This window comes from Mitsuaria sp. CC2 (genome assembly GCF_048957715.1).
Lineage (GTDB): Bacteria > Pseudomonadota > Gammaproteobacteria > Burkholderiales > Burkholderiaceae_C > Roseateles.
Genome location: NZ_JARVXN010000019.1, coordinates 101514 through 123174 on the forward strand (window position 1 = coordinate 101514; position 21661 = coordinate 123174).

The window sequence follows — 21661 nt, forward strand, 5'->3', positions numbered from 1 at the left end:
TGCCGCTCATCAGATCACCTTCGCGCGCATCAGGTCGTTGATGCTGATCGCGCCGACCAGGCGCTGTTCTTCGTCGACGGCCAGGACCAGCGTGATCCGCGCCTGTTCCATCAGGTCGGCCGCGACGACCGCCAGCGCGTCCGCGGCGACGGTGCGCGGATTCGGATGCATCACCTGCCCGGCGGTCAGGCCGCGCAGGTCGGTGCCGCGTTCGATCAGGCGGCGCAGGTCGCCGTCGGTGAAGATGCCGCCGACCTTGCCGTCGGCGTCGGCCAGCACGGCGCAGCCCAGGCCCTTGTCCGACATCACCCGCATCATGTCGAGCAGCGGCATGTCCGCGCCGACGCGGGGCAGCGAGTCGCCGCTGCGCATCAGGTCGCGCACGTGCGTCAGCAGGCGCCGGCCCAGCGAGCCGCCCGGGTGCGAGCGGGCGAAGTCCTCGGCGCGGAAGCCGCGGGCGTCGAGCAACGCCACGGCCAGCGCGTCGCCCAGCGCGATCTGCGCGGTGGTGCTGGCCGTCGGGGCGAGGTTCAGGGGGCAGGCTTCCTGCTCGACGCGCGAGTCCAGCACGAAGTCCGAATGCCTGGCCAGCGACGACGACAGGCCGCCGGTCATGCCGATCAGCGTGACGCCCAGGCGCTTGAGCACCGGGATGATGGCGTTGAGCTCGTCGCTCTCGCCGGAATTGGACAGCGCCAGCACGATGTCGCCGGGGGTGACCATGCCGAGGTCGCCGTGGCTGGCTTCACCCGGATGGACGAAGAACGCGGGCGTGCCGGTGGAGGCCAGCGTGGCGGCGATCTTGCGGCCCACGTGGCCGCTCTTGCCCATGCCCATCACGACGACGCGGCCCGCGCTGTCGAGGATGGTCCGGATCACCTGCTCGAACGATTCGCCGAGGCGCGGACCGAGCGCGAGCAGCGCGTCGGCCTCGACTTTCAAGGCCGCGCGGGCCACGTCGAGCGCGCGGGAATGGGTGAGGGCGGCATGGGTCGTCATAAGGGCGAAAGTGTAGCCGCCGGGGTCGATTCAGTCCGGCGCCGGACCCAGCCGCATGGCCACGCCGAAGCCCCTGTCCACGGGGGGCAGGCGCAGGTCGCCGCCATGGGCGCGGGCCACCAGGTCGGCCATCATCAGCCCCAGGCCCATGCGGCCTTCGTACTGCTGGCGCTCCAGGGCGTCGTTGAGATCCACGCGCTGCCAGTCGGCCGTGCCTTCGCCGTCGTCGGTCAGCTGCAGCAGCAGGCCGCCGTCGGCCTGGCGGTGCAGGCGCAGTTGCACCCGCCGGGCGCCATGGCGCCAGGCGTTGTCGATCAGGTTGATCAGCGCCGCGGCGAGCAGGTCGGGGTCGGCGGTGATGGCGGCCTCGTCCTCGGGCAGGTCCAGCGCCAGGCCGTCGGGCAGCGGCAGCAGCGACAGCAGCTCGATCAGGTCCAGGCGCTGCCAGCGCAGGCTCATGCCGGTGCGGAACAGCGTCAGCAGCGCGGTCACGACCCGGCGCAGACGATCGGCGGCCTCGCGGGTGCGCTGCAACCGGGCGCGCGATTCGGGCGGCGCCTCGCGCAGCGCCATCGCGAGCTGCGCGTCCATGCCCGCGAGCGGCGTGCGCAGCGCATGCGCCGCATGGGCGCTGAAGGCGCGCTCGTTGGCCACGCGCTGCGCCAGGCGCTGGCCGAGGTCCAGCACCGCGGCGCGGATCCCGGCGAGTTCCTGGCGGTGCTGCTCGGGCAGCAGCTGGCGGGTGTCGAGCGGGTCGTAGTCGGCGAGCGCGCTCGACAGCTCGGCCAGCGGCGCGAGTTCCGCCCGCGCGCGCCGGTTCATCCACATCATGCAGAGGCCGCCGACCAGCAAGGCCGAGAAGGCGCTCGCGAGCCCCACGCGGCTGCGCACTTCCTTCCGCTCCGCGCTGGTCTGCGCGACCATCAGCCAGCCGGGTCCGGCGACCGTCGACAGCGGGCGCACATGGACGCGCCAATCGTCGCCGTCGGTGCCGTCGTCCTGCCAGTCGCTGAAGCCGGGTGGCAGCTTCCAGGCGTTCACCGGCGCCAGCGGCGAGCGGTGCAGCAGCTTTCCGTCCGCGCCCACGAACTGCCAGGCGAAATGGGTGCTGAGGTCGTCGCTGTCGGCGATCTCGGCCGGCATCGCGCTGCTCTGCCGCAGCAGTTGCCCCAGCACCTGCGAGGACGCCTGCAGCGTCTCGTCCAGCAGCTCGTCGACTTCCTCCTGCACGACCAGCCAGACGCTCACGCCCGCCAGCAGCGCCCAGAAGGCGGAGATCAGCAGCAGCTGGCGCGCCAGGCGGCCGGCGATCGACGGGCGGCGCGGTCCTCCGGGCACGTTTCCCGGCACGTTTCCGGGTGCGTTCACGGGTGCGTTCACGGGTGCGTTCACGGGCACCTTGACGGGACCGTTCACCGGAGCGTCCGCTGCGGCATTCGCGGTCGCGCTCGAGGTCGCCTGCGCCGGCGATGTCACGCGGCCTCCGGACCGAGGCGATAACCCAGGCCGCGCACGGTCTCGATCAACTCGCGGCCGAGCTTGCGGCGCAGGCTCGACACGTGGACCTCCAGCGCATTGCTCAGCACCTCGGCGTCGTCGCCGAGCACCTGCAGCTCCAGGTCGCGCTTCGGGTACAGCCGGCCGGCGCGCTGCGCCAGGGCCTCCAGCACGGCCCATTCGCGGGCGGTCAGCTCGACCGGCTGGCCGTCGCGCGTCGCGCGCTTGGCGGCGAGGTCCAGCACCACGTCGCCGTACCGGCGCCGCGAGCTGCTCGCGCCCACATGGCGGCGGCTGACCGCGCGCAGCCGTGCGGCGAGTTCCTCCGGCGCGAAGGGCTTCACCAGGTAGTCGTCGGCGCCGCTGTCCAAGCCCTGCAGGCGGTCGGCGAGCAGGTCGCGCGCCGTCAGCATCAGCGCCGGCGTCGACACGCCGCGCTGGCGCAGGCCGCGCAGCCAGTCCAGACCCGAGCCGTCCGGCAGCTGCCAGTCGACCAGCAGCGCCTCGAATTCCTCGTGCTGGCGCGGCAGCACCTCCGACAGGCGCCGCGCCCAGGTCACCGTGTGGCCTTCCGTGCGCAGGAAATCGCGCAGGCCTTCGCCGAGGAGTTCGTCGTCTTCGAGCAGCAGCAGTCGCATGGCGTGAGGGCGGCCTTCAGGCCGTGTCGTCGAGCCAGGAAGATAGCAGTCGCGGCGATGGTGCGCGAGCGCCCGACCCGCTGTGCGATACGGCGCGGATCTTCAGCCGACCTTCAGCTTCGCTTCAGGACGACTTCAGCGCCGCGGCGCCCACTCAGGCCCCGTGAATCCGCATCCCCTCTCCTCCCTCCCGCTCGGCGCCGGTTCGTCCGCGACGCCGGTCCTGTCGCCCGTCGGGGCGATGACGCTCCCAGCGCTGCGGCGCGGGTGGCTGGTCGCGCTCGCCGGCCTGGCCGCGCTGCTGCTGTGGGACCTCGCGGGGTGGGACCTCGCCGTCGTGCGACTCTTCGCGGACGCGCACGGCTTCGCGCTGCGCGACCACTGGATGACCGCCGGTCTGCTCCACCAGGGCGGACGCTGGATGGCCACCGGACTGGCGCTGATGCTCGTGATCAACGCCGTCCGCCCGCTGTGGCCCGGCCTCACACGGCGTGAACGCTGGGGCGCGGTGGCGCTGACAGCGGTCAGCCTGATTCTCATCCCGTTGATGAAGCAGGGCAGCACGACGAGCTGCCCCTGGGATCTCGCCGAGTTCGGCGGCGTGGCGCACTACGTCTCGCACTGGCACGTCGGGATCCGCGACGGCGGCCCCGGTCATTGCTTCCCGTCGGGCCATGCGAGTTCCGCCTTCGCCTTCTTCAGCCTCTTCTTCATGCTGAGGCGGGCATATCCGCGGCAAGCGCGATGCGCGCTCGGCGCGGTGGTCGGCATGGGGGCGCTCTATGGCTTCGCCCAGATGGCGCGTGGCGCACATTACCCCAGCCACACGATGTGGACCGGCTGGATCTGCTGGACGCTCGCTGTCGCTTCGGCGCCGTGGCTGCGAGCCCGCGACGCCGACGCGGGTACATGACGGATTCATCGCCCTGACGTGCGCGGGCTTCCAGAATCGGCGCTCCTGCAACGACTCTGGAGAAATGCCATGGGCAAGAAACTGCTGCTGCTGGCCGGCGACTACGTCGAGGACTACGAGCTGATGGTGCCGTTCCAGGCGCTGCAGGCGGTGGGCCACCAGGTCCATGCGATCTGTCCCGGCAAGAAGGCCGGCGACCACGTCCTGACGGCGATCCATGATTTCGAGGGTGCGCAGACCTACTCGGAGAAGCCGGGTCACCGCTTCACCTTGAACGCGAGCTTCGACGACATCAAGCCGGAGGACTACGACGCGCTCGTGATTCCCGGGGGCCGTGCGCCGGAGTACCTGCGCACGATGCCGGGCGTACTGCCGCTGGTGCAGCACTTCGCGAAGGCGGACAAGCCGATCGCGGCCATCTGCCACGGCGCTCAGCTGCTGGCCGCGGCCGGCATCATCCGCGGGAAGAAGGTGTCGGCCTACCCCGCCTGCGCGGCGGAGGTCGAGCTCGCCGGCGCGAGCTTCGCCGACATCCCGGTCGACCAGGCCGTCACCGACGGCAAGCTGGTCACCGCGCCGGCCTGGCCCGCGCATCCCGCGTGGATCGCCCAGTTCCTGCAGGTGCTCGGCACGAAGATCACGCACTGACAACGCTTGGCCTCAGCAAGAAAAAACGGGCGCCGAAGCGCCCGTCGTTCCGTAACCGCGAGAAACCCGCGGTCGACGATCAGGGGTACAGACCGCGCTCTTCGCGCGCTTCCAGGACCCGCGTGCAGGCGACCGTGAAGGCGGCGGTGCGCAGCGGGATCTTGTGCTGTTCCGCGGTATCCCAGATGCCCTTGAACGCGCCGACGAGGATCTTGTCCAGGCGGACGTTGATCTCGTCTTCGGTCCAGAAGAACGACGAGAAGTCCTGCACCCACTCGAAGTAGGAGACCGTCACGCCGCCCGCGTTCGCGATCACGTCGGGGACGACGATGATGCCGCGGTCGGCCAGCACGGCGTCGCCGTCCGGGGTGGTCGGACCGTTCGCGCCTTCGATGACGACGCGGGTCTGCACGCGCTTGGCGCGTTCACCGGTGATCTGGCCTTCCAGGGCGGCCGGGATCAGGATGTCCGACTTCACGTCCCAGAAGTTCTCGTTGTCGATGCGGTCGGCGCCCTTGAAGCCGCCCACGCCGCCCGTGCGGGCCACGTGGTCCAGCAGGTCCGTCATGTCCAGGCCGTTCTCGTTCAGGATGGTGCCGGTGTGGTCCTGCACCGCGACGACGATCGCGCCGTTGGCGGCGAACATCTTGGCGGCCACCGACCCCACGTTGCCGAAGCCCTGCACGGCGACGCGCGCGCCTTCCAGGTTCACGTTCAGGCGGCGCATCGCTTCGCGACCGACGACGAACACGCCGCGGCCGGTGGCGGCCACGCGGCCGAGCGAGCCGCCCAGCGCGATCGGCTTGCCGGTGACGACGCCGGTGGCGGTCGCGCCGACGTTCATCGAGTACGTGTCCATCATCCAGGCCATGATCTGGCCGTTGGTGTTCACGTCAGGCGCCGGGATGTCCTGCGTCGGGCCGATGATCATGCCGATCTCGCTGGTGTAGCGGCGGGTGACCTTCTCCAGCTCCTTCATCGACAGCGTCTTGGGGTCCAGGCGGATGCCGCCCTTCGCGCCGCCGTAGGGCAGGTTCACCGCGGCGTTCTTGACCGTCATCCAGGCCGACAGCGCCATCACTTCTTCCAGCGTGACGTCCGGGTGGTAGCGCACGCCGCCCTTGCCGGGGCCGCGGGTCAGGCTGTGCTGAACACGGTAGCCCTCGAAGTGGGCGATGGTGCCGTTGTCGAGTTCGATGGGGATGTCCACGATCAGCGCGCGCTTGGGGCGGCGCAGCGTTTCCACCCAGCGGGCCAGCTTGCCCAGGTAGGGCTCGACGGCGTCGATCTGGGACAGGTAGGTGCCCCAGGGACTGTTGCGCGTGGGGGAAACGAAAGACAGGTTGGGCATGAAATGCTCCGTAACTTTTCGGTGGCGCGAACGGTACCCCGAAGCCCTGCCCGTCCGCCACGTGCGGCAAAGCCGAGTGCACATGCGGGCATGCGCCCCATGCATAAGGCAGCTAGTTTGCGCCTGGGAAGTGACCAAAGCCAAGCCCCTTGCGGGGTGGGCGCATCCCTCCCCGCGGACGCCGGGCTGTGTGTGGAATGCGACGGAGTCCGGGCCGCGCACGCCTTCCGCGCGCCGAGTTGTCCCATCCGGGGCTGCCCGGGGATGCGGCCCATTACCATCCCCGCCATGCTCACCGCGCTGGACCTGACCCTCATCTATCTGATCGCCGCCGTGCTGGGCGTGGTGGTGTGCCGTTCGCTGAAGCTGCCCCCCATCCTGGGCTATCTGGTGGTGGGCGTGGTGATCGGTCCGAACGCGCTGGCGCTCGCCAGCGACGTGCCCGGCGTGCAGCATCTGGCCGAATTCGGCGTGGTGTTCCTGATGTTCGTGATCGGCCTGGAGTTCAACCTCCCCAAGCTGCACAGCATGCGGTCGATGGTGTTCGGGCTCGGGCTGCTGCAGGTGGTCGTGACCATCGGCGGGACGATGGCCGGCAACCTCTTCCTGCGCTGGCTGTTCCGGATGCTGGGCTGGGCCTGGGATCTGGGGTGGCAGGGCTCGCTGGCGCTCGGGGCGGCGATGGCGATGAGCTCGACGGCCATCGTCGTGAAGCTGATGTCCGAACGGCTGGAGCTGGAAAGCGAACACGGCCGGCGTGTGATCGGCGTGCTGCTGTTCCAGGATCTGGCCGTCGTGCCCTTGCTGGTGCTGATCCCCGCGCTGGGCGGCAGCGGCGCCGAGATGATCGAATCGCTGGGCTGGGCCGCGTTGAAGGCGGTCGTGCTGCTGGTGCTGCTGCTGACCGGCGGCCAGCACCTGATGCGGCGGTGGCTGACCCTGGTGGCGCGGCGCAAGAGCCAGGAACTCTTCATGCTGAACCTGCTGCTGGTCACGCTGGGCCTGGCCTGGTTGACCGAGCACGCGGGGCTGTCGCTGGCGCTGGGCGCGTTCGTGGCCGGCATGCTGATCGCGGAGACCGAATACAAGCATCAGGTGGAACTGGACATCCGACCCTTCCACGACGTGCTGCTGGGGCTCTTCTTCATCACCATCGGCATGCGCCTGGACTGGCAGACGCTGGTCTACCAGTGGCCGCTGGTGATCATCCTGACGCTGGTGCCGACGCTGGCGAAATTCGTGCTCGTGGCGGGGCTGGCCAAGCTGTTCCGCGCGCCGACCGGCGTCGCGCTGCGCACCGGCCTCTATCTGGCGCAGGCGGGCGAATTCGGCTTCGTGCTGCTGACCCTGGGCGCCCAGCAGAACCTGATCGCGGCGCAGTGGGTCAGCCCGGTGCTGGCGGCCATGGTGCTGTCGATGCTGCTGACGCCGCTGATCATCGAGCACAGCAACCGCATCGTCATGAAGCTGTCGGCCAGCGACTGGCTGCTGCAGTCGGTGCAGCTGACGACGATCGCCAAGAAGTCGATCAAGACCGACGCCCACGTGATCATCTGCGGCTACGGACGCAGCGGCCAGAACCTGGCGACGCTGCTGGAGACCGAGCACATCCCCTACATGGCGCTGGACCTGGATCCCGATCGCGTGCGGCAGGCCGCCGCGGCGGGCAAGAGCGTCGTGTTCGGCGACGCGGCGCGGCTGCCCAGCCTGATCGCCGCCGGCCTGACGCGGGCGAGCGCGGTGGTCATCTCGTACCATGACACGGCGTCGGCGCTGAAGGTGCTGCACGAGGTCCGCGGGCACGCGCCGCATGTGCCGGTGGTGGTGCGCACGATCGACGACACCGACCTCGAGAAGCTGCGCGCCGCCGGCGCGACCGAGGTGGTGCCGGAAGCGATCGAGGGGTCGCTGATGCTCGCGAGCCACGCGCTCGCGCTCGTCGGCGTGCCGATGCGCCGGGTGCTGCGCATCGCACGGGATGCGCGGGATCGTCGTTATGGGCTGCTGCGCGGCTACTTCCATGGCGCGGACGACGACACGTCCGAAGAGCGCGACCAGGCTCGGCTTCAGTCCATCAGTCTGCCGATGGCCAGCATCCTGGAAGGGCGCACGCTCGGGGAGATCGGATTGCTGGCGTGGGGCGTCAGCGTGGTGTCGGTGCGCCGGCCCAACGGTGCGGTGAAGGACGCCAGCGACGATCTGGTGCTCCAGGGGGGCGACACGCTCGTCGTGTCAGGGACTCCCGAAGCCCTCGCGCGCGCGGAACATGGGCTGCTGGTGGGCTGACAGCGCGATCTGCGTTTCGCCGGTCGCTTCGGACATCACGGCCGGCATCAACAGCCGCGAACCCTCGTGGCTCAGATGCCCCTGGTCCCGGTAGAGCGGCACACCGTCGCGCTCGACCTGGCACGTCATCCCATCGCACAGCAGCGGCTCGAAACGCAGCACGGGCAGGTGCGCATCCGACTTCGCCAGGTCCATGATGAAACGGTGTTCGGCGGCGCGGCGGCGGCGATCGTCCGCTTCGTCGATCACGCAACCCGGCGTCGCGCCGATCGTCCAGCGACGCGCCTGGCGTCGCTCCAGGCAACCCGCGATGTCGAAGGGCGCCGACGGCGGCGGCGCCACCACCATCACCCGCTTGCCCATCGCACGCAGCCGCTTCACGGTCTCGCTCATGTCGTCGAGCAGCGCGGCGCGCATCGCCGTCCCGTCCCGCAATCGCAGTCCGCGCGCATCGGGGTCGGTCGGCGTGCGCTCCAGCTCGTAGGTCGCCTCGTCGAGATAGGCCGTCAACCTGCTGGAAAGCACCACCGTCCCGACCTCAGGATGTCGGGCCAGCCAGCGCAACACCGAGGCGTTGAAGTCGCGGCACTGCGTGATCCACGGCGCAGCGAAGGTCTGGCCGCGTCCCAGATCCGGTCGCACCGGCGTCACTCCGGGAAAGGGACCGCAGGAAGACATGGTCGCTTGCACCAAGCCTTGGTCGCCCGCGACGCGCACCAGCCCCGGCACCAAGTGCATGGCGTAGGAGTCACCCCAAACCAGCCAGCGCGCTCCGGTCCGCGTGCGGCAGTCCGGTTGATCTTTGAAGGGTTCTTCGACATCGCAATTGGCCGACAGGCCATAGTTGGCCTTCCGTAGCTCAAGGAAGTCGATGGCGCCAGGTGGCGGTTTGTGCAACGCGAGCACGATGCCGCCGACAGCCAGTGCCACCGTGGCCGCGGCGAGGATCCACCCCCCTCTCGCGCCCGTCAAGCGCGCCTTCGCAGGCCGCTCCACGGCGCGGTGCAGCACCCAGGCCAGCGGGAACGCCAACAGCACCGCACCGACGCGCCAGACCATCAGCGCCTGCGGTTCGGTTTTCAGCCCGACCCAGGTGTTGTGCAGCAAGGCCAGCAGCGGCCAATGCACGAGGTACAGCGCGTAAGACCCATCGCCGATGCGGATCAAGGGCGTGGCGATGCGTGGTAGCCGCATTGGCTCGCGCATCAGCAGGACGAGCGTCGCCATGCCGACAACGAGCGCCGCCGGGCCCGGATGGGAGATGCCGAACCAGCGAGGCACCGCCGGCACAACGAGCAGCAACCCCCAGGCCGGCCATGCGAGCAGGCGCAGGAGGGGCCGTGCCTTGTCGCGCCAGGCATCGGCGCGGGTCGACGGCGCTGCGTGCGCGGACGCCGTGGCGATGGCCCCGATCGAGCCCAGGCCGAGTTCCCAGGCCCGCATTGGCAGCAGGTAGAACGCTCCCTTCGCGTCGAGCGGCTGGCGCCACACCAGCATGCCAAGACTGACCGCGGTCAACGCGACGACGGAGTGCAGCCGCCATCGCGATGGCGTGAAGACGAGCAGCGCTGGCAGCAGGAGGTAGTACTGCTCTTCCAGCGCCAATGACCAGAAGTGAAGCAACGGCTTGAGTTCCGACGCCCCCTGGAAGTAGCCGGTCTGCTTCCATAGCACGAGGTTGTTGGCGAAGCCCAGCGCGCCGAGCAACTGGCCGACGAAGTCGATCTGCTCGCTGCGGTTGAGCGCCCACGGCGCCGCCAGCAGGGTCGCGCCGAGCACGACATACGCGGCCGGCAGCAGCCGTCGCGCACGTCGCCCGTAGAACGCGCGGAAGCTGAAGTCGCCGCGCTGCAACGCGCGCTGGATCAGCCCCGTGATCAGGTAGCCGGAGATGACGAAGAAGATGTCGACGCCGAGGTAGCCGCCCGATGCGCCGGGGATCTGCGCGTGATAAAGCAGCACCCACAGCACCGCGATCGCACGCAGGACCTGGATGTCGTCGCGCAGCGCGACTTCACCGGCCGCATGCGGGCCGTGCGGGCGATGGAAAGGCATCGGGGATGGCGTCGGAGAAGTGCTTGTCACCAAGGCGTCAGAACGGAAACGGGAAGAACGGCAACGAGGCGCCGCATTGCGCGGCGGGCGAATTGTGGCCCGGCCCGGGGTTGCCGCCTGCGTGACAGTGCGGCTCCCGCGGTTGCGCCACACTGACCGCCATGTTGGACACCCAGCCCCGCAGCCCGCAACGCCGCCGCATCTACCTGATGCGCCACGGCGCGGTGACCTACTTCGACGGCACGACGGGCCGTCCGGTGCTGCCGGAACAGGTGCGGCTCAACGACGACGGCATCGCCCAGGCGCAGGCTGCGGGCGAGGCCTTCCGCGCCGCGAGCGTGCGCTTCGACCGCGCGATCGTGTCGGGCCTGCCGCGCACCGTCGAGACCGCGGACCTGGTGTTGCGCCACGCCGGACAGTCCGACCTGATCCCGCAGACCTGGCCCGAGTGGCAGGAGATCCGCGGCGGCCGCCTCGGGGACATTCCCGATGAGGCACTCGCGCAGGCCTTCAACGGTCTCCAGCGCAGCCCGGTCGCGGAGTCGCAACGTTTCCTGAACGGCGAGCGCGTCGGCGAGCTGCTGGATCGCGTGCTCGGCGGCATCGCGCGGCTGCAGGCCGACCCCGACTGGGACTGCGCGCTGCTGGTGCTGCACGGCGTGGTCAACGCGGCCATCCTGTCGCACGCGGTCACCGGCGGCCAGCGCGTGATGCTGGGCAGCTGGGTCCAGTCGCCGGCCTGCATCAACGTGCTGGACGTCGCGCCGCCGGCCGGGGATTCGCCCGCGGGCTGGCTGCTGCGCGTCTGCAATTTCGCCCCGTCGCATCCGCTGCATGCGGACGAGCGGGCCACCACGATGGAAGCGCTGTACGCGCAGTACCTCCGCTATCGCAGCCAACGCGGCTGAAGGACCCCCATGAACTTCGACTACAGCCCCAAGGTGGAACAGCTGCGCGAGCGCCTGCTCGCGTTCTTCGACGCGCACATCTATCCGAACGAGAAGCGCTATCACGAGGAGATCGAGGCCAACCGGCGCGGCGGCAACGCCTGGATCCCGACGACGGTGATCGAGGAGCTCAAGCCCAAGGCCCGCGCCGCCGGGCTATGGAACCTGTTCCTGCCGCGTTCGCCGCGCGCGCCGGAAGGCCTGTCCAACCTCGAGTACGCGCCGCTGTGCGAGATCATGGGCCGGGTGTACTGGGCGCCGGAGGTCTTCAACTGCTCGGCGCCGGACACCGGCAACATGGAGACGATCGAACGCTACGGCAGCGAGGCCCACAAGGATCGCTGGCTGGAGCCGCTGCTGCGCGGCGAGATCCGCTCGGCCTTCCTGATGACGGAGCCGGACGTGGCTTCGTCGGATGCGACCAACATCCAGTGCCGCATCGATCGCGACGGCGACGAGTACGTCATCAACGGCACGAAGTGGTGGTCCTCCGGTGCCGGCGATCCGCGCTGCGCGCTCTACATCGTGATGGGCAAGACGAATCCCGACGCGGGCCGCCATGAGCAGCAGTCCATGGTGCTGGTGCCGGCGAACACCCCGGGCATCACGGTCAAGCGCCACCTGAGCGTCTTCGGCTACGACGACGCCCCGCACGGTCACATGGAGATCGAGCTCAAGAACGTGCGCGTGCCCGTGGACGACATCCTGCTGGGCGAGGGCCGCGGATTCGAGATCGCGCAGGGCCGCCTCGGCCCGGGACGCATCCACCACTGCATGCGCTCCATCGGCGCTGCGGAACGGGCGCTGGAACTGATGTGCAAGCGGGCGGTCTCGCGGGTCGCCTTCGGCAAGACGATCGCGCAGCAGACGGTGACGCAGGAGCGCATCGCCGAGTCGCGTTGCAGCATCGAGCAGGCCCGGCTGCTGACCTTGAAGGCGGCCTACATGATGGACACCGTCGGCAACAAGGTCGCCAAGGCCGAGATCGCGATGATCAAGATCGTGGCGCCGACCATGGCGCTCAAGGTCATCGACTGGGCCATGCAGGTGCACGGCGGCATGGGCGTCAGCGACGACACGCCGCTGGCCTACATGTGGGCGGGCCAGCGCACCCTGCGTTTCGCCGACGGTCCGGACGAGGTCCATCGCAACTCGCTGGCGAAGCTGGAGCTCGCGCGGCACATGACCCTACCCGACGTCGGCGACATGCCGATCACCCGCGGCGGCTGAGCTTCCCGTACACCGTCACGCACAAAGCGTGGCACCCCACCAACGGGGGGACGTCGCCGGAAGCCGCTTCTCCCCCCGGAGAGCGGTTTTCATCGGGGAGCGAGGTGGCTAGGATCAGCCACCCTTTTTTCCGGACGCCCTCCCGCGCGCCGCTCCCGCGATGAACCGATTCGCCGAAGTCCGCACCTGGCCGTTGCTGGCGTTCGCGCTGCTGGTCGGCCTGCAGGCCATCGTGCTGACGGTCACCCTCGGCGGCTTCGCGGTGGACGGCTGGCTGGCGTGGGTCGGGATGGCCTCGCTGGTCCTGACGGTGGTGCTGGCGGTGGCGGTCGTGTCGACGCTGGCCCGCACGCAGGCCCGGGCGAAGCTCGCCCAGCGGACGATGGAGGAAGCCATCGACGCGCTGCCGGCCAGCGTGGAGATCTTCGATGCCGAGGATCGCCTGATCGCCTACAACAAGCGGCTGGTGGAGATCTATCCGCACATGCTGCGGCACTTCCAGCACAAGAGCACCTTCGAGGACCTGGTGCGGGAGTCGCTGGCGCGCGGCGGCATCCCCGAGGCGCGGGGCCGCGAGCCCGAGTGGCTGGAGGAACGCAAGCAGGCGCGCGGCCGGCAGCTGACGCCGCTGCTGCAGCGCGTGCACGACGACATGTGGCTGCGCATCTACGAGTCGCGGACCCCGTCGGGCGGCATCGTCGGCGTGCGCATGGACGTGACCGACCTGATCCATGAGCAGCAGCGGCTGGCCGCCAGTCGGGCCCAGCTGCGCGCGACGATCGAGTCGGCCGCCAACGGGATCCTGACACTGGATTCGGGCGGCCATGTGCTGGAGGCCAATCCCAGCTGCGAGCTGCTGTTCGGCTTCACCGCGGCGGAACTCCAGGGCGTGCACCTCGGCATGCTGCTGGGCACCGCCGCAACGACAGCGACGGCAACGGCAACGGCGACGGCAACCGCGTCAACCGATCCCGGCGCGACGCCCGATGCGCCGCTGGACCCGCGTGCCCTGCTCGGCCAGCCTCGCGAATTCACGGCGCGGCATCGCAGCGGCGAAGCGCTTCACCTCCAACTGGCGTTGGCGGAGGTGCGCACCGACACCATCCATCTGTACGTCTGCATCGTCACCGACCTGACCGAGCGCAAGCGTCAGGAGGAGCGGCTGCGGCGCGCGAATGAGCTGCTGGCGCGGCAATCGACGACGGACGGACTGACGGGCGTGGGCAACCGGCGCCTCTTCGATCAGCTGCTGCAGACGGAGTGGCACCGTGCGACCCGCGCCAACCGGCCGCTGGCGCTGCTGATGGTCGACATCGACCACTTCAAGCAATACAACGACTGCTACGGCCACGTCTCCGGCGACGACTGCCTGCGGCGCGTCGCGACGCTGCTGCGCAGCTGCGCCGGCCGGGGCGGTGAATCGGTGTGCCGCTACGGCGGCGAGGAATTCGCCGTGCTGCTGGTCGACACGGACCTGGCGGGCGCCCAGGTCGTCGCGCAGCGCTGCCTGGACAGCGTGCGGCTGGCCGCGATCGAGCACGTGGGATCGCCGGTGAGACGCTCGGTGAGCCTGTCGATCGGCGTGGCGTCCTTCATTCCGCAGAACGGCGACGCGGCACAACGCCTGATCCAGACGGCGGACGCGGCGCTCTACGAGGCCAAGCAGGCGGGCCGGGCGCGCCTGATCTGCCAGCAGCAGACGGCCTGAGCCGGCGCTCCATCGGCGCTTCTCCGGCGCTGGCCCGGCGCTGGCCCGCAGCGCGACAATCGCGTCCATGACGCACGCCGACCCCACCCTGGACGCCCTCGTCTTCCTGAAGCAGCAGATCCGCACCGTGCCGGACTGGCCGTCGGCGGGCGTGCAGTTCCGCGACATCACGCCGCTGCTGTCGAATCCCCGGGCGTTCCGGGTGCTGATCGACCAGTTCGTGCATCGCTACTTCGACGCGCGTCCCGATGCGATCGCGGGCCTGGACGCGCGTGGGTTCATCATCGGTTCGGTGCTCGCGTATGAGCTGAACGTCGGTTTCGTGCCCATCCGCAAGCAGGGCAAGCTGCCCTTCACGACGGTGCAGGAGACCTATGAACTCGAGTACGGCAGCGCCACGGTAGAGATGCACACCGACGCGGTGAAGTCGGGGGACCGGGTGCTGCTCATCGACGACCTGATCGCAACCGGCGGCACGATGATGGCCGGCAAGCGGCTGCTGGAGCGCCTGGGGGCCGAGGTCATCGAAGGCGCGGCCATCGTGGATCTGCCGGAGCTGGGCGGTTCGCAACGGCTGCGCGATGGCGGGCTGAAGGTCTTCTCGCTGATCGCGTTCGACGGGCACTGAACCTGCTCTGGATCGTGCCGCGGGCACCGGGGCCGATCACTTCCCGATGCAGAACCGGCTGAAGATCTCCCCCAGCAGGTCATCGGCGGTGAAGGCCCCGGTGATCTCGCCGAGCGCGTCATGCGCGAGGCGCAATTCCTCCGCCATCAGGTCCAGCGCCGGCGGCTGCGCCTCGGCCTGCAGCAAGGCCAGCTCGATGTGTTCGCGCGTGCGGCGCAGCGCCTGGACGTGGCGTTCCCGCGCGATGAAGAGGCCCTCCGGCACCGCGTGCCAGCCGACCTGCTCCAGCAGCTTGCCCCGCAGCGCGTCCAGACCTTCACCCGTCTTCGCCGACAGCGTCAGCGCGCCTGCCGGCAAGGACGCCGGCGCGTGCGCGTCGGCCTTGTTGTAGATCTGCAGGAGGCGCGCCGGATCGACACTCGCAAGGCGGCCGCGGATCTCGGCATCTTCCGACTCATAGTCCGCATGGCCGACGCGCGTCAGGTCGTGCAGGAAAAGCACGACGTCCGCGTCCGCGATCGCGTCCCAGCTGCGCGCCACGCCGATGCGTTCGACCTCGTCCTCGGTGTCGCGCAGGCCCGCCGTGTCGCTGATGTGCAGCGGCACGCCCTCGATCTGGATCGTCTGGCTCAGCTTGTCCCGCGTCGTGCCGGGAATCGGCGTCACGATCGCCAGTTCCGCGCCCGCCAGCGCATTCAGCAGCGAGCTCTTGCCGACATTGGGCTGCCCGGCCAGTACCACCTTGATGCCCTCGCGCAGGATCGCGCCCTGCCGGCTGCGGTCGAGCAAGGCCTCCACACGCACGAGCAGGCGCCTCAGCTTGCCCAGTGCGTCGGCCTGTTCGAGGAAATCGATCTCTTCCTCTGGGAAGTCCAGCGTCGCCTCGACGAGCATGCGCAGCTGGATCAGCCCGTCGCGCAAGCCGCCGACTTCGCCGCTCAGCGCTCCGGCCAGGGCGCGGCCCGCGCTGCGGGCCGCCGCTTCCGTGCTCGCGTCGATCAGGTCGGCGACCGCCTCGGCCTGCGCCAGGTCCAGCTTGCCGTTGAGGAAGGCGCGGCGCGTGAATTCGCCGGGCTCGGCCAAGCGCATCCGAAGCGCGGGGTCGGCCTCCAGGCATCGCGCGAGCAGGAGCTGCAGCACCACCGGTCCGCCGTGAGCCTGCAGTTCCAGCACGTGTTCACCGGTGTACGAGTGCGGCGCCGGAAACAGCAGCGCCAGGCCGTGGTCGATCGCCTCGCCCTGCGCGCTGCGGAAGGGGAGATAGGTGGCCTCGCGAGGCTTCAGCGCGCGGCCGCAGATCGCCGTCACCAGCGGTGTCAGGTCTTGAGGGGCGGACACCCGGACGATGCCGACCGCGCCCCGTCCGGGCGCGGTGGCGATGGCGGCGATGGGATCCTGATGGCGCGACAGCATGGGCGCGATTGTCTCGCAGCCCTGGGAGGCGTCAGGGCCGGTCGGGATTCGAGACGGTCGTCGTCCCCGTGGGATCGGCCTGCATGCGCTGCACGCTCAGTTCCTTTCCGAACCACTCGGTGCCCGTCACCCGCGCGGGGGTGGTCAATCCCACCGAGGATGCATAACGCGCGCGCTGCACCACCCACAGGCTGCCACCCGGTGCGAGGGCCAGGTCGCGCGGCTCGCCGATGACGTAGGTGACGCCGTTGAACTCGACCCGGTCGCCGGTCTGCGTCAGGCTCAGGCGCCGCACCCAGTCCGGACCCAGCTTGCGCTTGAGGGCCTGCCACGAGGCGTTGTCCGGCGGCAGGATCTCGAGCGGCCGGCCCCATTGCGGCGTCGTGGCGTAGCGCATGACGCCCCAGTACACGCTGACGTTGGGCACCACCACCATGTCGCCGGGACGCACCGCCGCGGCGATCGCCCGCCCCGCGGGCGCGTAGTTCTCCGGCGGCAACTGGCGCTGCGACCAGGGCAGTGTCGTGGCCGCGAGGCAGAGCAGCAGCAGCGCCGCGCCGGCGCGCGCGGCCGGCGCGCCCAGGCGTGCCGCACCGAGTCCCGCCGCGATCGCCAGGAAGGGCAGCAGGTTCGCCGCGAACACCGGCGTCTTGTAGAGCGGCTTGCCGAACATGCCGATGCCCAGCGCCGCCAGCAGGCCCAGCACCGGCAGCCCCAGCAGGATCCGGCGACCGTCCGCCGTGCGCAGCGCCAGCGCGGCCATTCCGAGGAACACGAGGCCGCCGGCGATCAGGAAGGGGCTGTCGCTCTCCAGCGACCAGCCGGCGATCATCGACGCCGGGTTGTGGAACAGTCCCGTCCAATGACTGGGCGGCAGCGGCTCGGTCCCGCGGGAGAGCGCACTCAGCGGCAGCCAGGTCATCCCCACCAGCGTCAGCGCCTGCCAACGCGCCCAGCGCCAGCGACCGGCGCGGTCGCTGCGGGACCAGTCGACCCACAGCACGTTGAGCGCGATCAGTCCGACGAAGAGGAATTCGATCGCATGGCTGTAGGCCAGCAGCAGCTGGACCGTCACGAGCACGACGCCGACGCGCGTCGAGCCGCCCTGGATCAGTCGCCGGCCCAGATGCCAGCTCAGCACCGCCAGCAGGGGCACCAGGCTGTACATGCGCAGGGTGCCGGCGGACCATGCGAAGGTCGGCTGCACGACATAGAGCGCGCAGGCCCACAGTGCCGCGGACGGGCTGTCGTGCCGCAGCGTCACGCGATGGACCGTCCACGCGGCGGCCAGCGCCAGCACGAGCGAACTCGCCAGCGCCCAGGCGTCCGAACCCGGCGCCCACGCGGTCCACCCCTTCAGCAGCAGAAACCAGGTCGGCGGGTGGATGTCGTTGCGCAGCATCTCCGACACGAAGGACGACAGCGGCTGCAGGCTGTGGGTGATGGCGATCACCTCGTCTTCCCACAGGCTGCCGCGCGCAGCCCAGAAGGCGACGGCGCCGATCAGCCCGATGGCGATCGCCAGGCCGCACAGCAGGCGCTCGACCCGGGACGACGGCGCGAAGCGGGGCGACGCCGAGGCGGACGTCCCCAAGGGCACGGAGATCGAAGGACGGTTCATGTTTGTCGGAAGGCCAGACGCTTGTAGGCGACGTAGCTGATGCAGGTCTGCAACGCCGTGGCGACGACGATGGCAGGCAGTGCCGCCAATCCGGCGTCGAGCAGCAGCCGATAGACGAGGTAGTTGAACAGGGCCATCGCGAGCGCGACGGCGCCGTAGCGCAAGGCCTCACCCCCGCTGCGGCGGGCCTGGACGCGGTAGGTGAAGCGGCGGTTGGCCAGCCAGGTGAAGACCATCGCGGCGGCAATCGCGGGCACGCGTGCCCACGCGGCCGGAAGGCCGGTGCGGATCAGCAGCAGCGTCAGTCCGGCGTCGATGACGAAGCCCGTGCCTCCCACCAGGAGGAAGCGCAGGAACCCCGCTCCGGGCAGGCGCAGGCTCATCGCCGCGGACGCGTTCTGAACTGCGTCAGTCCCAGGTAGACCATGCGTTTCTGCTCCAGCCGGCCGCGCGCGACGCTGTCCAGGATCAGCCCGCAGGTCAGCGCAATGCCGGCCAGCAGCACCAGTCCGGTCGCCAGCACCGCGGTCGGCAGGCGCGGCACCAGGCCGGTCTCGATGAAGGTCAGCAGCAACGGCGCGCCCAGTCCCAGCGCCACCAGCGTCAGCAGACCGGCGATCAGGCTGTAGAAACGCGCTGGCCGGATCTCCTTGAACAGCAGCACCAGCGTGCGCAGGATGCGCAGCGCGTCGCGCACCGTGTTGAGCTTGCTGACGCTGCCCTCCTGACGGCTGCCGTATTCGGTGGGATGCTCCTCGATCGGCATGCGCAGCTGGCTGGCGTGCACCGACATCTCGGTCTCGATCTCGAAGCCGGCCGCGACCGCAGGGAAGCTCTTCACGTAGCGGCGCGAGAACACGCGGTAGCCCGAGAAGATGTCGGTGAACAACCGCCCGAACAGCGTCTGGTACACCCCGTTGAACAGCCGGTTGCCGAAGCCATGTCCCGCGCGGTGGGCGTTGTCGTAGACGCCGCGGCGCGTGCCGACCACCATGTCCAGGTGGCCGTCGATCATGCGCTGCACCAGCATCGGCGACATCGCCGGATCGTAGGTGCCGTCGCCGTCGGCCATCACGTAGATGTCGGTGTCGATGTCCGCGAACATGCGCCGCACCACGTTGCCCTTGCCCGGCCACGGCTCGTGGCGCACCACGGCGCCCGCGGCGCGCGCTTCCGACGCGGTGTTGTCGGTCGAGCGGTTGTCGTAGACGAAGATCGTCGCCTCGGGCAGATGGCGGCGGAAGTCCTCCACCACGCGCCGGATCGAGAGCCCTTCGTTGTAGCAGGGCAGCAGCACGGCGACGCTGGGCCGGTAGCCGGCGGACTCGAAGGCGCCGACGGACGCCTCCTCGCGCGCGCGCTCCTGCGCACTCACCTGCGGGGGGCTGAGGGTGTCGGCGTTCAACTCGGGCTCCTTGGAGAGGGGGCGGCTGGCCGTCCGGCCGTCGCTCTTGATGTGTGGCGCGCAAGGCGTTGCGGGGCCGTCCACACGGCCCCGCAACGTCGGAGATGGCGCGGGGAAGGCGTCGTCGCCGGCTCTCGTGAACCCGCGCCTTGGGCCTCCGGTCCCCGTCCGTGCCGGTGACCCGGCAGCGGTCGGAGAAGCGATCCCCGCATGCCTCGATTTAAGCCTCCGGCGCAGGCGAAAAAAAGCCCCCGGGGTGCGGGGGCTCCTTCAGTGGACGTGCGGAATTACCACATCCCGTACACCGTCATCACTTCTTCGCGGAGGTGACGCCGATCTGCTTGTTGATCATCCATTGCTGGGCGATCGACAGGATGTTGTTCACCAGCCAGTACAGCACCAGGCCCGACGGGAAGAAGAAGAACATCACGCTGAAGGCCAGCGGCATGATCCACATCATCTTGGCCTGCACCGGGTCGGCCGGTTGCGGGTTCAGCCACACCTGCAGCAGGCTGGACGCCGTCATCAGCAGCGGCAGCGGACCGATGGGCGCGCCGAACAGGTGACCGAACAGGCTGTCCGGCTTGGACAGGTCGTGGATCCACATCACCCACGGCGCACCGCGCATCTCGACGCTCGACAGCAGCACCCAGTACAGCGCGATGAAGAACGGCATCTGCAGGAAGATCGGCAGGCAGCTGCCCAGCGGATTGATCTTCTCTTCCTTGTAGATGCGCATCATCTCCTGCTGCATCTGCTGCGGCTTGTCCTTCATGCGCTCGCGCATTTCCTGGATGCGCGGGTTCACCGCCTTCATCTTGGCCATGCTGCGGTACGCGCTGGCGTTCAGGCCGTAGAACGCGGCCTTCAGCATCACGACCAGCAGGATGATCGCCCAGCCCCAGTTGCCCAGCATCGTGTGCAGGACGTCCAGCAGCCAGAACAGCGGCTTGGACAGGATCTTGAAGATGCCGTAGTCCTTCACCAGCTCCAGGCCCGGGGCCAGGACTTCCAGCTTCTTCTCTTCCTGCGGACCGACGTACAGGACGTTGTCCAGCTTGGCCGAGGCGCCCGGCGCGACGGCGGCGAAGTTCATCACCACGCCGGCGGTGTACAGGTTCTCGTTGAGCGGACGGACGTTGAACTCGCGCGGACCCGCCTCGTTGCGGATCCAGGCGCTGACGAAGTAATGCTGGACCATCGCGACCCAGCCGTCGTCGGCGTTCTTCTCGTACTCGGCCTTGCCCTTCCTGAGGTCGTCGAACGCGAGCTTGTGGTACTTCGCCTTGTCCGTGTAGATCGCGGGACCGGCGAAGGAGGTCGGGGCGAAGGACGGACCGGTGTGGTCGATGTGGCCGTCACGCACCAGCTGCAGGTACAGCTGCGGCGTCACCGCGGCGGCGCCGGTGTTGGTGACCTCGTGGTTCACGGCGATGGCGTAGTCGCCGCGCTTGAACGTATAGGTCTTCACCAACTTCACGCCGCCCTGGTCGGCTTCCAGTCTCACGGTCAGCGCGTCCTGGCCGTCCTTGAGCTCGCGCGGGCCGTCGACCAGCGTCAGCACCGTCTGGTCGCTGGGCGCGTTCGGCACGTTCAGCAGGCCTGAGCGCGCGCTGTAGTTGCGGATCGGATCCAGGATGACGACGTGGCCGCTGGCGTTGGTGTCGTCGGCGTGCTTGAGCAGCTCGACGCGGACCAGACTGCCGCCGCGCGTGTCGATCGTGGCCTTGACGACGTCGGTCGTGAAGGTGACCAGCTCGTTCTTGACAGGTGGCGGGGCCGCGGCGGTCGCACCCGCGGCGGAAGCGCCGGCGGCAGCCGGCAGCGCGGCGGCGGAAGCGGCCGAAGCCGGGCCTGCCGGCGCGGTGGCGACCTTCGCCGGGCCTGGATGCATGAACGAGGGCCGGCCGTTGTGGACCTGCCAGCCGTCCCACAGAAAGAACAGCGACACCGAGAACACCACCCACAAGATGGTGCGGCGAATATCAGTCATGGGAAGCTTTTGGATTGGCGGTTGAAGAGGCTGTGCCCGGGCGGCATCCGGAGGGACGTCCGGTGAACCGGGTGAACAGGCGGGGCGGATTGTCGGGCACGGGATCGTGTCCGCCCAGACAGAAAGGGTTGCAACGCAGGATCCGTGCGGTCGCCAGATAGGTGCCGGCGGCGGCGCCGTGCTGCCGCAAGGCCTGCATCGCATAGGCGGAGCAGCTCGGGCTGTAGCGGCAACCCGCGCGCAGCCAGGCGCTGAACAGCAACTGGTAGCCGCGCACCAGCCCCATCAGCAATCGCGTCGACAGGCTGGGGCGAGGATCCATGGTCGCT

General features: G+C 69.6%; 18 protein-coding genes. 7 read left to right on the plus strand and 11 right to left on the minus strand.

The genetic code is table 11. The features are described 5' to 3' along the window. Positions 1 to 9: 9 nt before the first annotated feature. The 3 genes from PV762_RS14615 to PV762_RS14625 form a co-directional block, all read right to left on the minus strand. Positions 10 to 999 (minus strand): KpsF/GutQ family sugar-phosphate isomerase, encoded by a 990-nt coding sequence (locus PV762_RS14615; protein ID WP_421035743.1) that lies wholly within the window; start codon positions 997 to 999, stop codon positions 10 to 12. 30 nt (positions 1000 to 1029) lie between these two features. Continuing rightward, complete coding sequence (locus PV762_RS14620; RefSeq protein WP_421035744.1) at positions 1030 to 2367, minus strand: sensor histidine kinase; 1338 nt, start codon at positions 2365 to 2367, stop codon at positions 1030 to 1032. A gap of 104 nt (positions 2368 to 2471) precedes the next feature. Continuing rightward, positions 2472 to 3134, minus strand: a complete 663-nt coding sequence (locus PV762_RS14625; RefSeq protein ID WP_421035745.1) for a response regulator transcription factor — start codon at positions 3132 to 3134, stop codon at positions 2472 to 2474. Between the two features lie 163 nt (positions 3135 to 3297). Here PV762_RS14625 and PV762_RS14630 point away from each other — a divergent pair, with 163 nt between their 5' ends. Together PV762_RS14630 and PV762_RS14635 are read left to right on the plus strand one after the other, a co-directional pair. Then, a complete protein-coding gene (locus tag PV762_RS14630) occupies positions 3298 to 4047 on the plus strand; it encodes a phosphatase PAP2 family protein (protein WP_421035746.1) in 750 nt (249 codons plus the stop codon). A gap of 69 nt (positions 4048 to 4116) precedes the next feature. Then, positions 4117 to 4695 (plus strand): DJ-1/PfpI family protein, encoded by a 579-nt coding sequence (locus PV762_RS14635; RefSeq protein ID WP_421035747.1) that lies wholly within the window; start codon positions 4117 to 4119, stop codon positions 4693 to 4695. Between the two features lie 79 nt (positions 4696 to 4774). Here PV762_RS14635 and PV762_RS14640 read toward each other — a convergent pair whose 3' ends face one another. Continuing rightward, on the minus strand, positions 4775 to 6046 hold the full coding sequence (locus PV762_RS14640) for a Glu/Leu/Phe/Val family dehydrogenase (protein ID WP_297525989.1): 1272 nt from the start codon (positions 6044 to 6046) through the stop codon (positions 4775 to 4777). A 288-nt stretch (positions 6047 to 6334) separates the two neighbouring features. On the opposite strand from PV762_RS14640, the gene PV762_RS14645 reads away from it, so the two are divergent. Beyond that, positions 6335 to 8332, plus strand: a complete 1998-nt coding sequence (locus PV762_RS14645; protein WP_421035748.1) for a cation:proton antiporter — start codon at positions 6335 to 6337, stop codon at positions 8330 to 8332. On the opposite strand, the gene PV762_RS14650 is transcribed toward PV762_RS14645, so the two are convergent. Beyond that, positions 8279 to 10387: an acyltransferase family protein gene (locus PV762_RS14650; protein ID WP_421035749.1), complete on the minus strand. Its 2109-nt coding sequence runs from the start codon at positions 10385 to 10387 to the stop codon at positions 8279 to 8281. The genes PV762_RS14645 and PV762_RS14650 overlap by 54 nt on opposite strands. Positions 10388 to 10548: 161 nt before the next feature. Between PV762_RS14650 and PV762_RS14655 the strand changes: the two genes are divergently transcribed. The 4 genes from PV762_RS14655 to PV762_RS14670 all read left to right on the plus strand — a co-directional run bounded on the left by PV762_RS14655 (position 10549) and on the right by PV762_RS14670 (position 14900). Continuing rightward, positions 10549 to 11295, plus strand: coding sequence for a histidine phosphatase family protein (locus PV762_RS14655; protein WP_421035750.1), 747 nt, complete (start codon positions 10549 to 10551; stop codon positions 11293 to 11295). Between the two features lie 9 nt (positions 11296 to 11304). Further along, positions 11305 to 12564, plus strand: a complete 1260-nt coding sequence (locus PV762_RS14660) for an acyl-CoA dehydrogenase family protein (protein ID WP_421035751.1) — start codon at positions 11305 to 11307, stop codon at positions 12562 to 12564. 160 nt (positions 12565 to 12724) lie between these two features. Further along, complete coding sequence (locus PV762_RS14665) at positions 12725 to 14272, plus strand: sensor domain-containing diguanylate cyclase (protein WP_421035752.1); 1548 nt, start codon at positions 12725 to 12727, stop codon at positions 14270 to 14272. Between the two features lie 67 nt (positions 14273 to 14339). After that, a complete protein-coding gene (locus PV762_RS14670; RefSeq protein ID WP_421035753.1) occupies positions 14340 to 14900 on the plus strand; it encodes an adenine phosphoribosyltransferase in 561 nt (186 codons plus the stop codon). Between the two features lie 36 nt (positions 14901 to 14936). On the opposite strand, the gene mnmE is transcribed toward PV762_RS14670, so the two are convergent. The 6 genes from mnmE to yidD form a co-directional block, all read right to left on the minus strand. Further along, a complete protein-coding gene (gene mnmE, locus PV762_RS14675) occupies positions 14937 to 16313 on the minus strand; it encodes a tRNA uridine-5-carboxymethylaminomethyl(34) synthesis GTPase MnmE (RefSeq protein ID WP_421035754.1) in 1377 nt (458 codons plus the stop codon). 31 nt (positions 16314 to 16344) lie between these two features. Further along, entirely contained in the window at positions 16345 to 17934 is a 1590-nt protein-coding gene (locus PV762_RS14680; RefSeq protein ID WP_421035755.1) for a hypothetical protein, read from the minus strand. Beyond that, the gene (locus PV762_RS14685) at positions 17931 to 18317 is read right to left on the minus strand and encodes a GtrA family protein (RefSeq protein WP_421035756.1); all 387 of its coding nucleotides are present in this window, start codon (positions 18315 to 18317) and stop codon (positions 17931 to 17933) included. The genes PV762_RS14680 and PV762_RS14685 overlap by 4 nt, the downstream gene beginning before the upstream one ends. Next, the gene (locus tag PV762_RS14690) at positions 18314 to 19339 is read right to left on the minus strand and encodes a glycosyltransferase (protein ID WP_421035757.1); all 1026 of its coding nucleotides are present in this window, start codon (positions 19337 to 19339) and stop codon (positions 18314 to 18316) included. The genes PV762_RS14685 and PV762_RS14690 overlap by 4 nt, the downstream gene beginning before the upstream one ends. A 310-nt stretch (positions 19340 to 19649) precedes the next feature. Beyond that, complete coding sequence (gene yidC / locus PV762_RS14695; RefSeq protein ID WP_421035758.1) at positions 19650 to 21332, minus strand: membrane protein insertase YidC; 1683 nt, start codon at positions 21330 to 21332, stop codon at positions 19650 to 19652. Further along, positions 21325 to 21654, minus strand: a complete 330-nt coding sequence (gene yidD, locus PV762_RS14700; protein WP_421035759.1) for a membrane protein insertion efficiency factor YidD — start codon at positions 21652 to 21654, stop codon at positions 21325 to 21327. The genes yidC and yidD overlap by 8 nt, the downstream gene beginning before the upstream one ends. Positions 21655 to 21661 lie beyond the last annotated feature (7 nt).

Coding starts and splice junctions, on each gene's coding strand:
- PV762_RS14625 (WP_421035745.1), bottom strand. CDS start 3,134: ATGCGACTGCTGCTGCTCGAAGACGACGAACTCCTCGGCGAAGGCCTG.
- PV762_RS14660 (WP_421035751.1), top strand. CDS start 11,305: ATGAACTTCGACTACAGCCCCAAGGTGGAACAGCTGCGCGAGCGCCTG.
- PV762_RS14650 (WP_421035749.1), bottom strand. CDS start 10,387: ATGCCTTTCCATCGCCCGCACGGCCCGCATGCGGCCGGTGAAGTCGCG.
- yidD (WP_421035759.1), bottom strand. CDS start 21,654: ATGGATCCTCGCCCCAGCCTGTCGACGCGATTGCTGATGGGGCTGGTG.
- mnmE (WP_421035754.1), bottom strand. CDS start 16,313: ATGCTGTCGCGCCATCAGGATCCCATCGCCGCCATCGCCACCGCGCCC.
- yidC (WP_421035758.1), bottom strand. CDS start 21,332: ATGACTGATATTCGCCGCACCATCTTGTGGGTGGTGTTCTCGGTGTCG.
- PV762_RS14635 (WP_421035747.1), top strand. CDS start 4,117: ATGGGCAAGAAACTGCTGCTGCTGGCCGGCGACTACGTCGAGGACTAC.
- PV762_RS14685 (WP_421035756.1), bottom strand. CDS start 18,317: ATGAGCCTGCGCCTGCCCGGAGCGGGGTTCCTGCGCTTCCTCCTGGTG.
- PV762_RS14615 (WP_421035743.1), bottom strand. CDS start 999: ATGACGACCCATGCCGCCCTCACCCATTCCCGCGCGCTCGACGTGGCC.
- PV762_RS14655 (WP_421035750.1), top strand. CDS start 10,549: ATGTTGGACACCCAGCCCCGCAGCCCGCAACGCCGCCGCATCTACCTG.
- PV762_RS14640 (WP_297525989.1), bottom strand. CDS start 6,046: ATGCCCAACCTGTCTTTCGTTTCCCCCACGCGCAACAGTCCCTGGGGC.
- PV762_RS14665 (WP_421035752.1), top strand. CDS start 12,725: ATGAACCGATTCGCCGAAGTCCGCACCTGGCCGTTGCTGGCGTTCGCG.
- PV762_RS14670 (WP_421035753.1), top strand. CDS start 14,340: ATGACGCACGCCGACCCCACCCTGGACGCCCTCGTCTTCCTGAAGCAG.
- PV762_RS14645 (WP_421035748.1), top strand. CDS start 6,335: ATGCTCACCGCGCTGGACCTGACCCTCATCTATCTGATCGCCGCCGTG.
- PV762_RS14680 (WP_421035755.1), bottom strand. CDS start 17,934: ATGAACCGTCCTTCGATCTCCGTGCCCTTGGGGACGTCCGCCTCGGCG.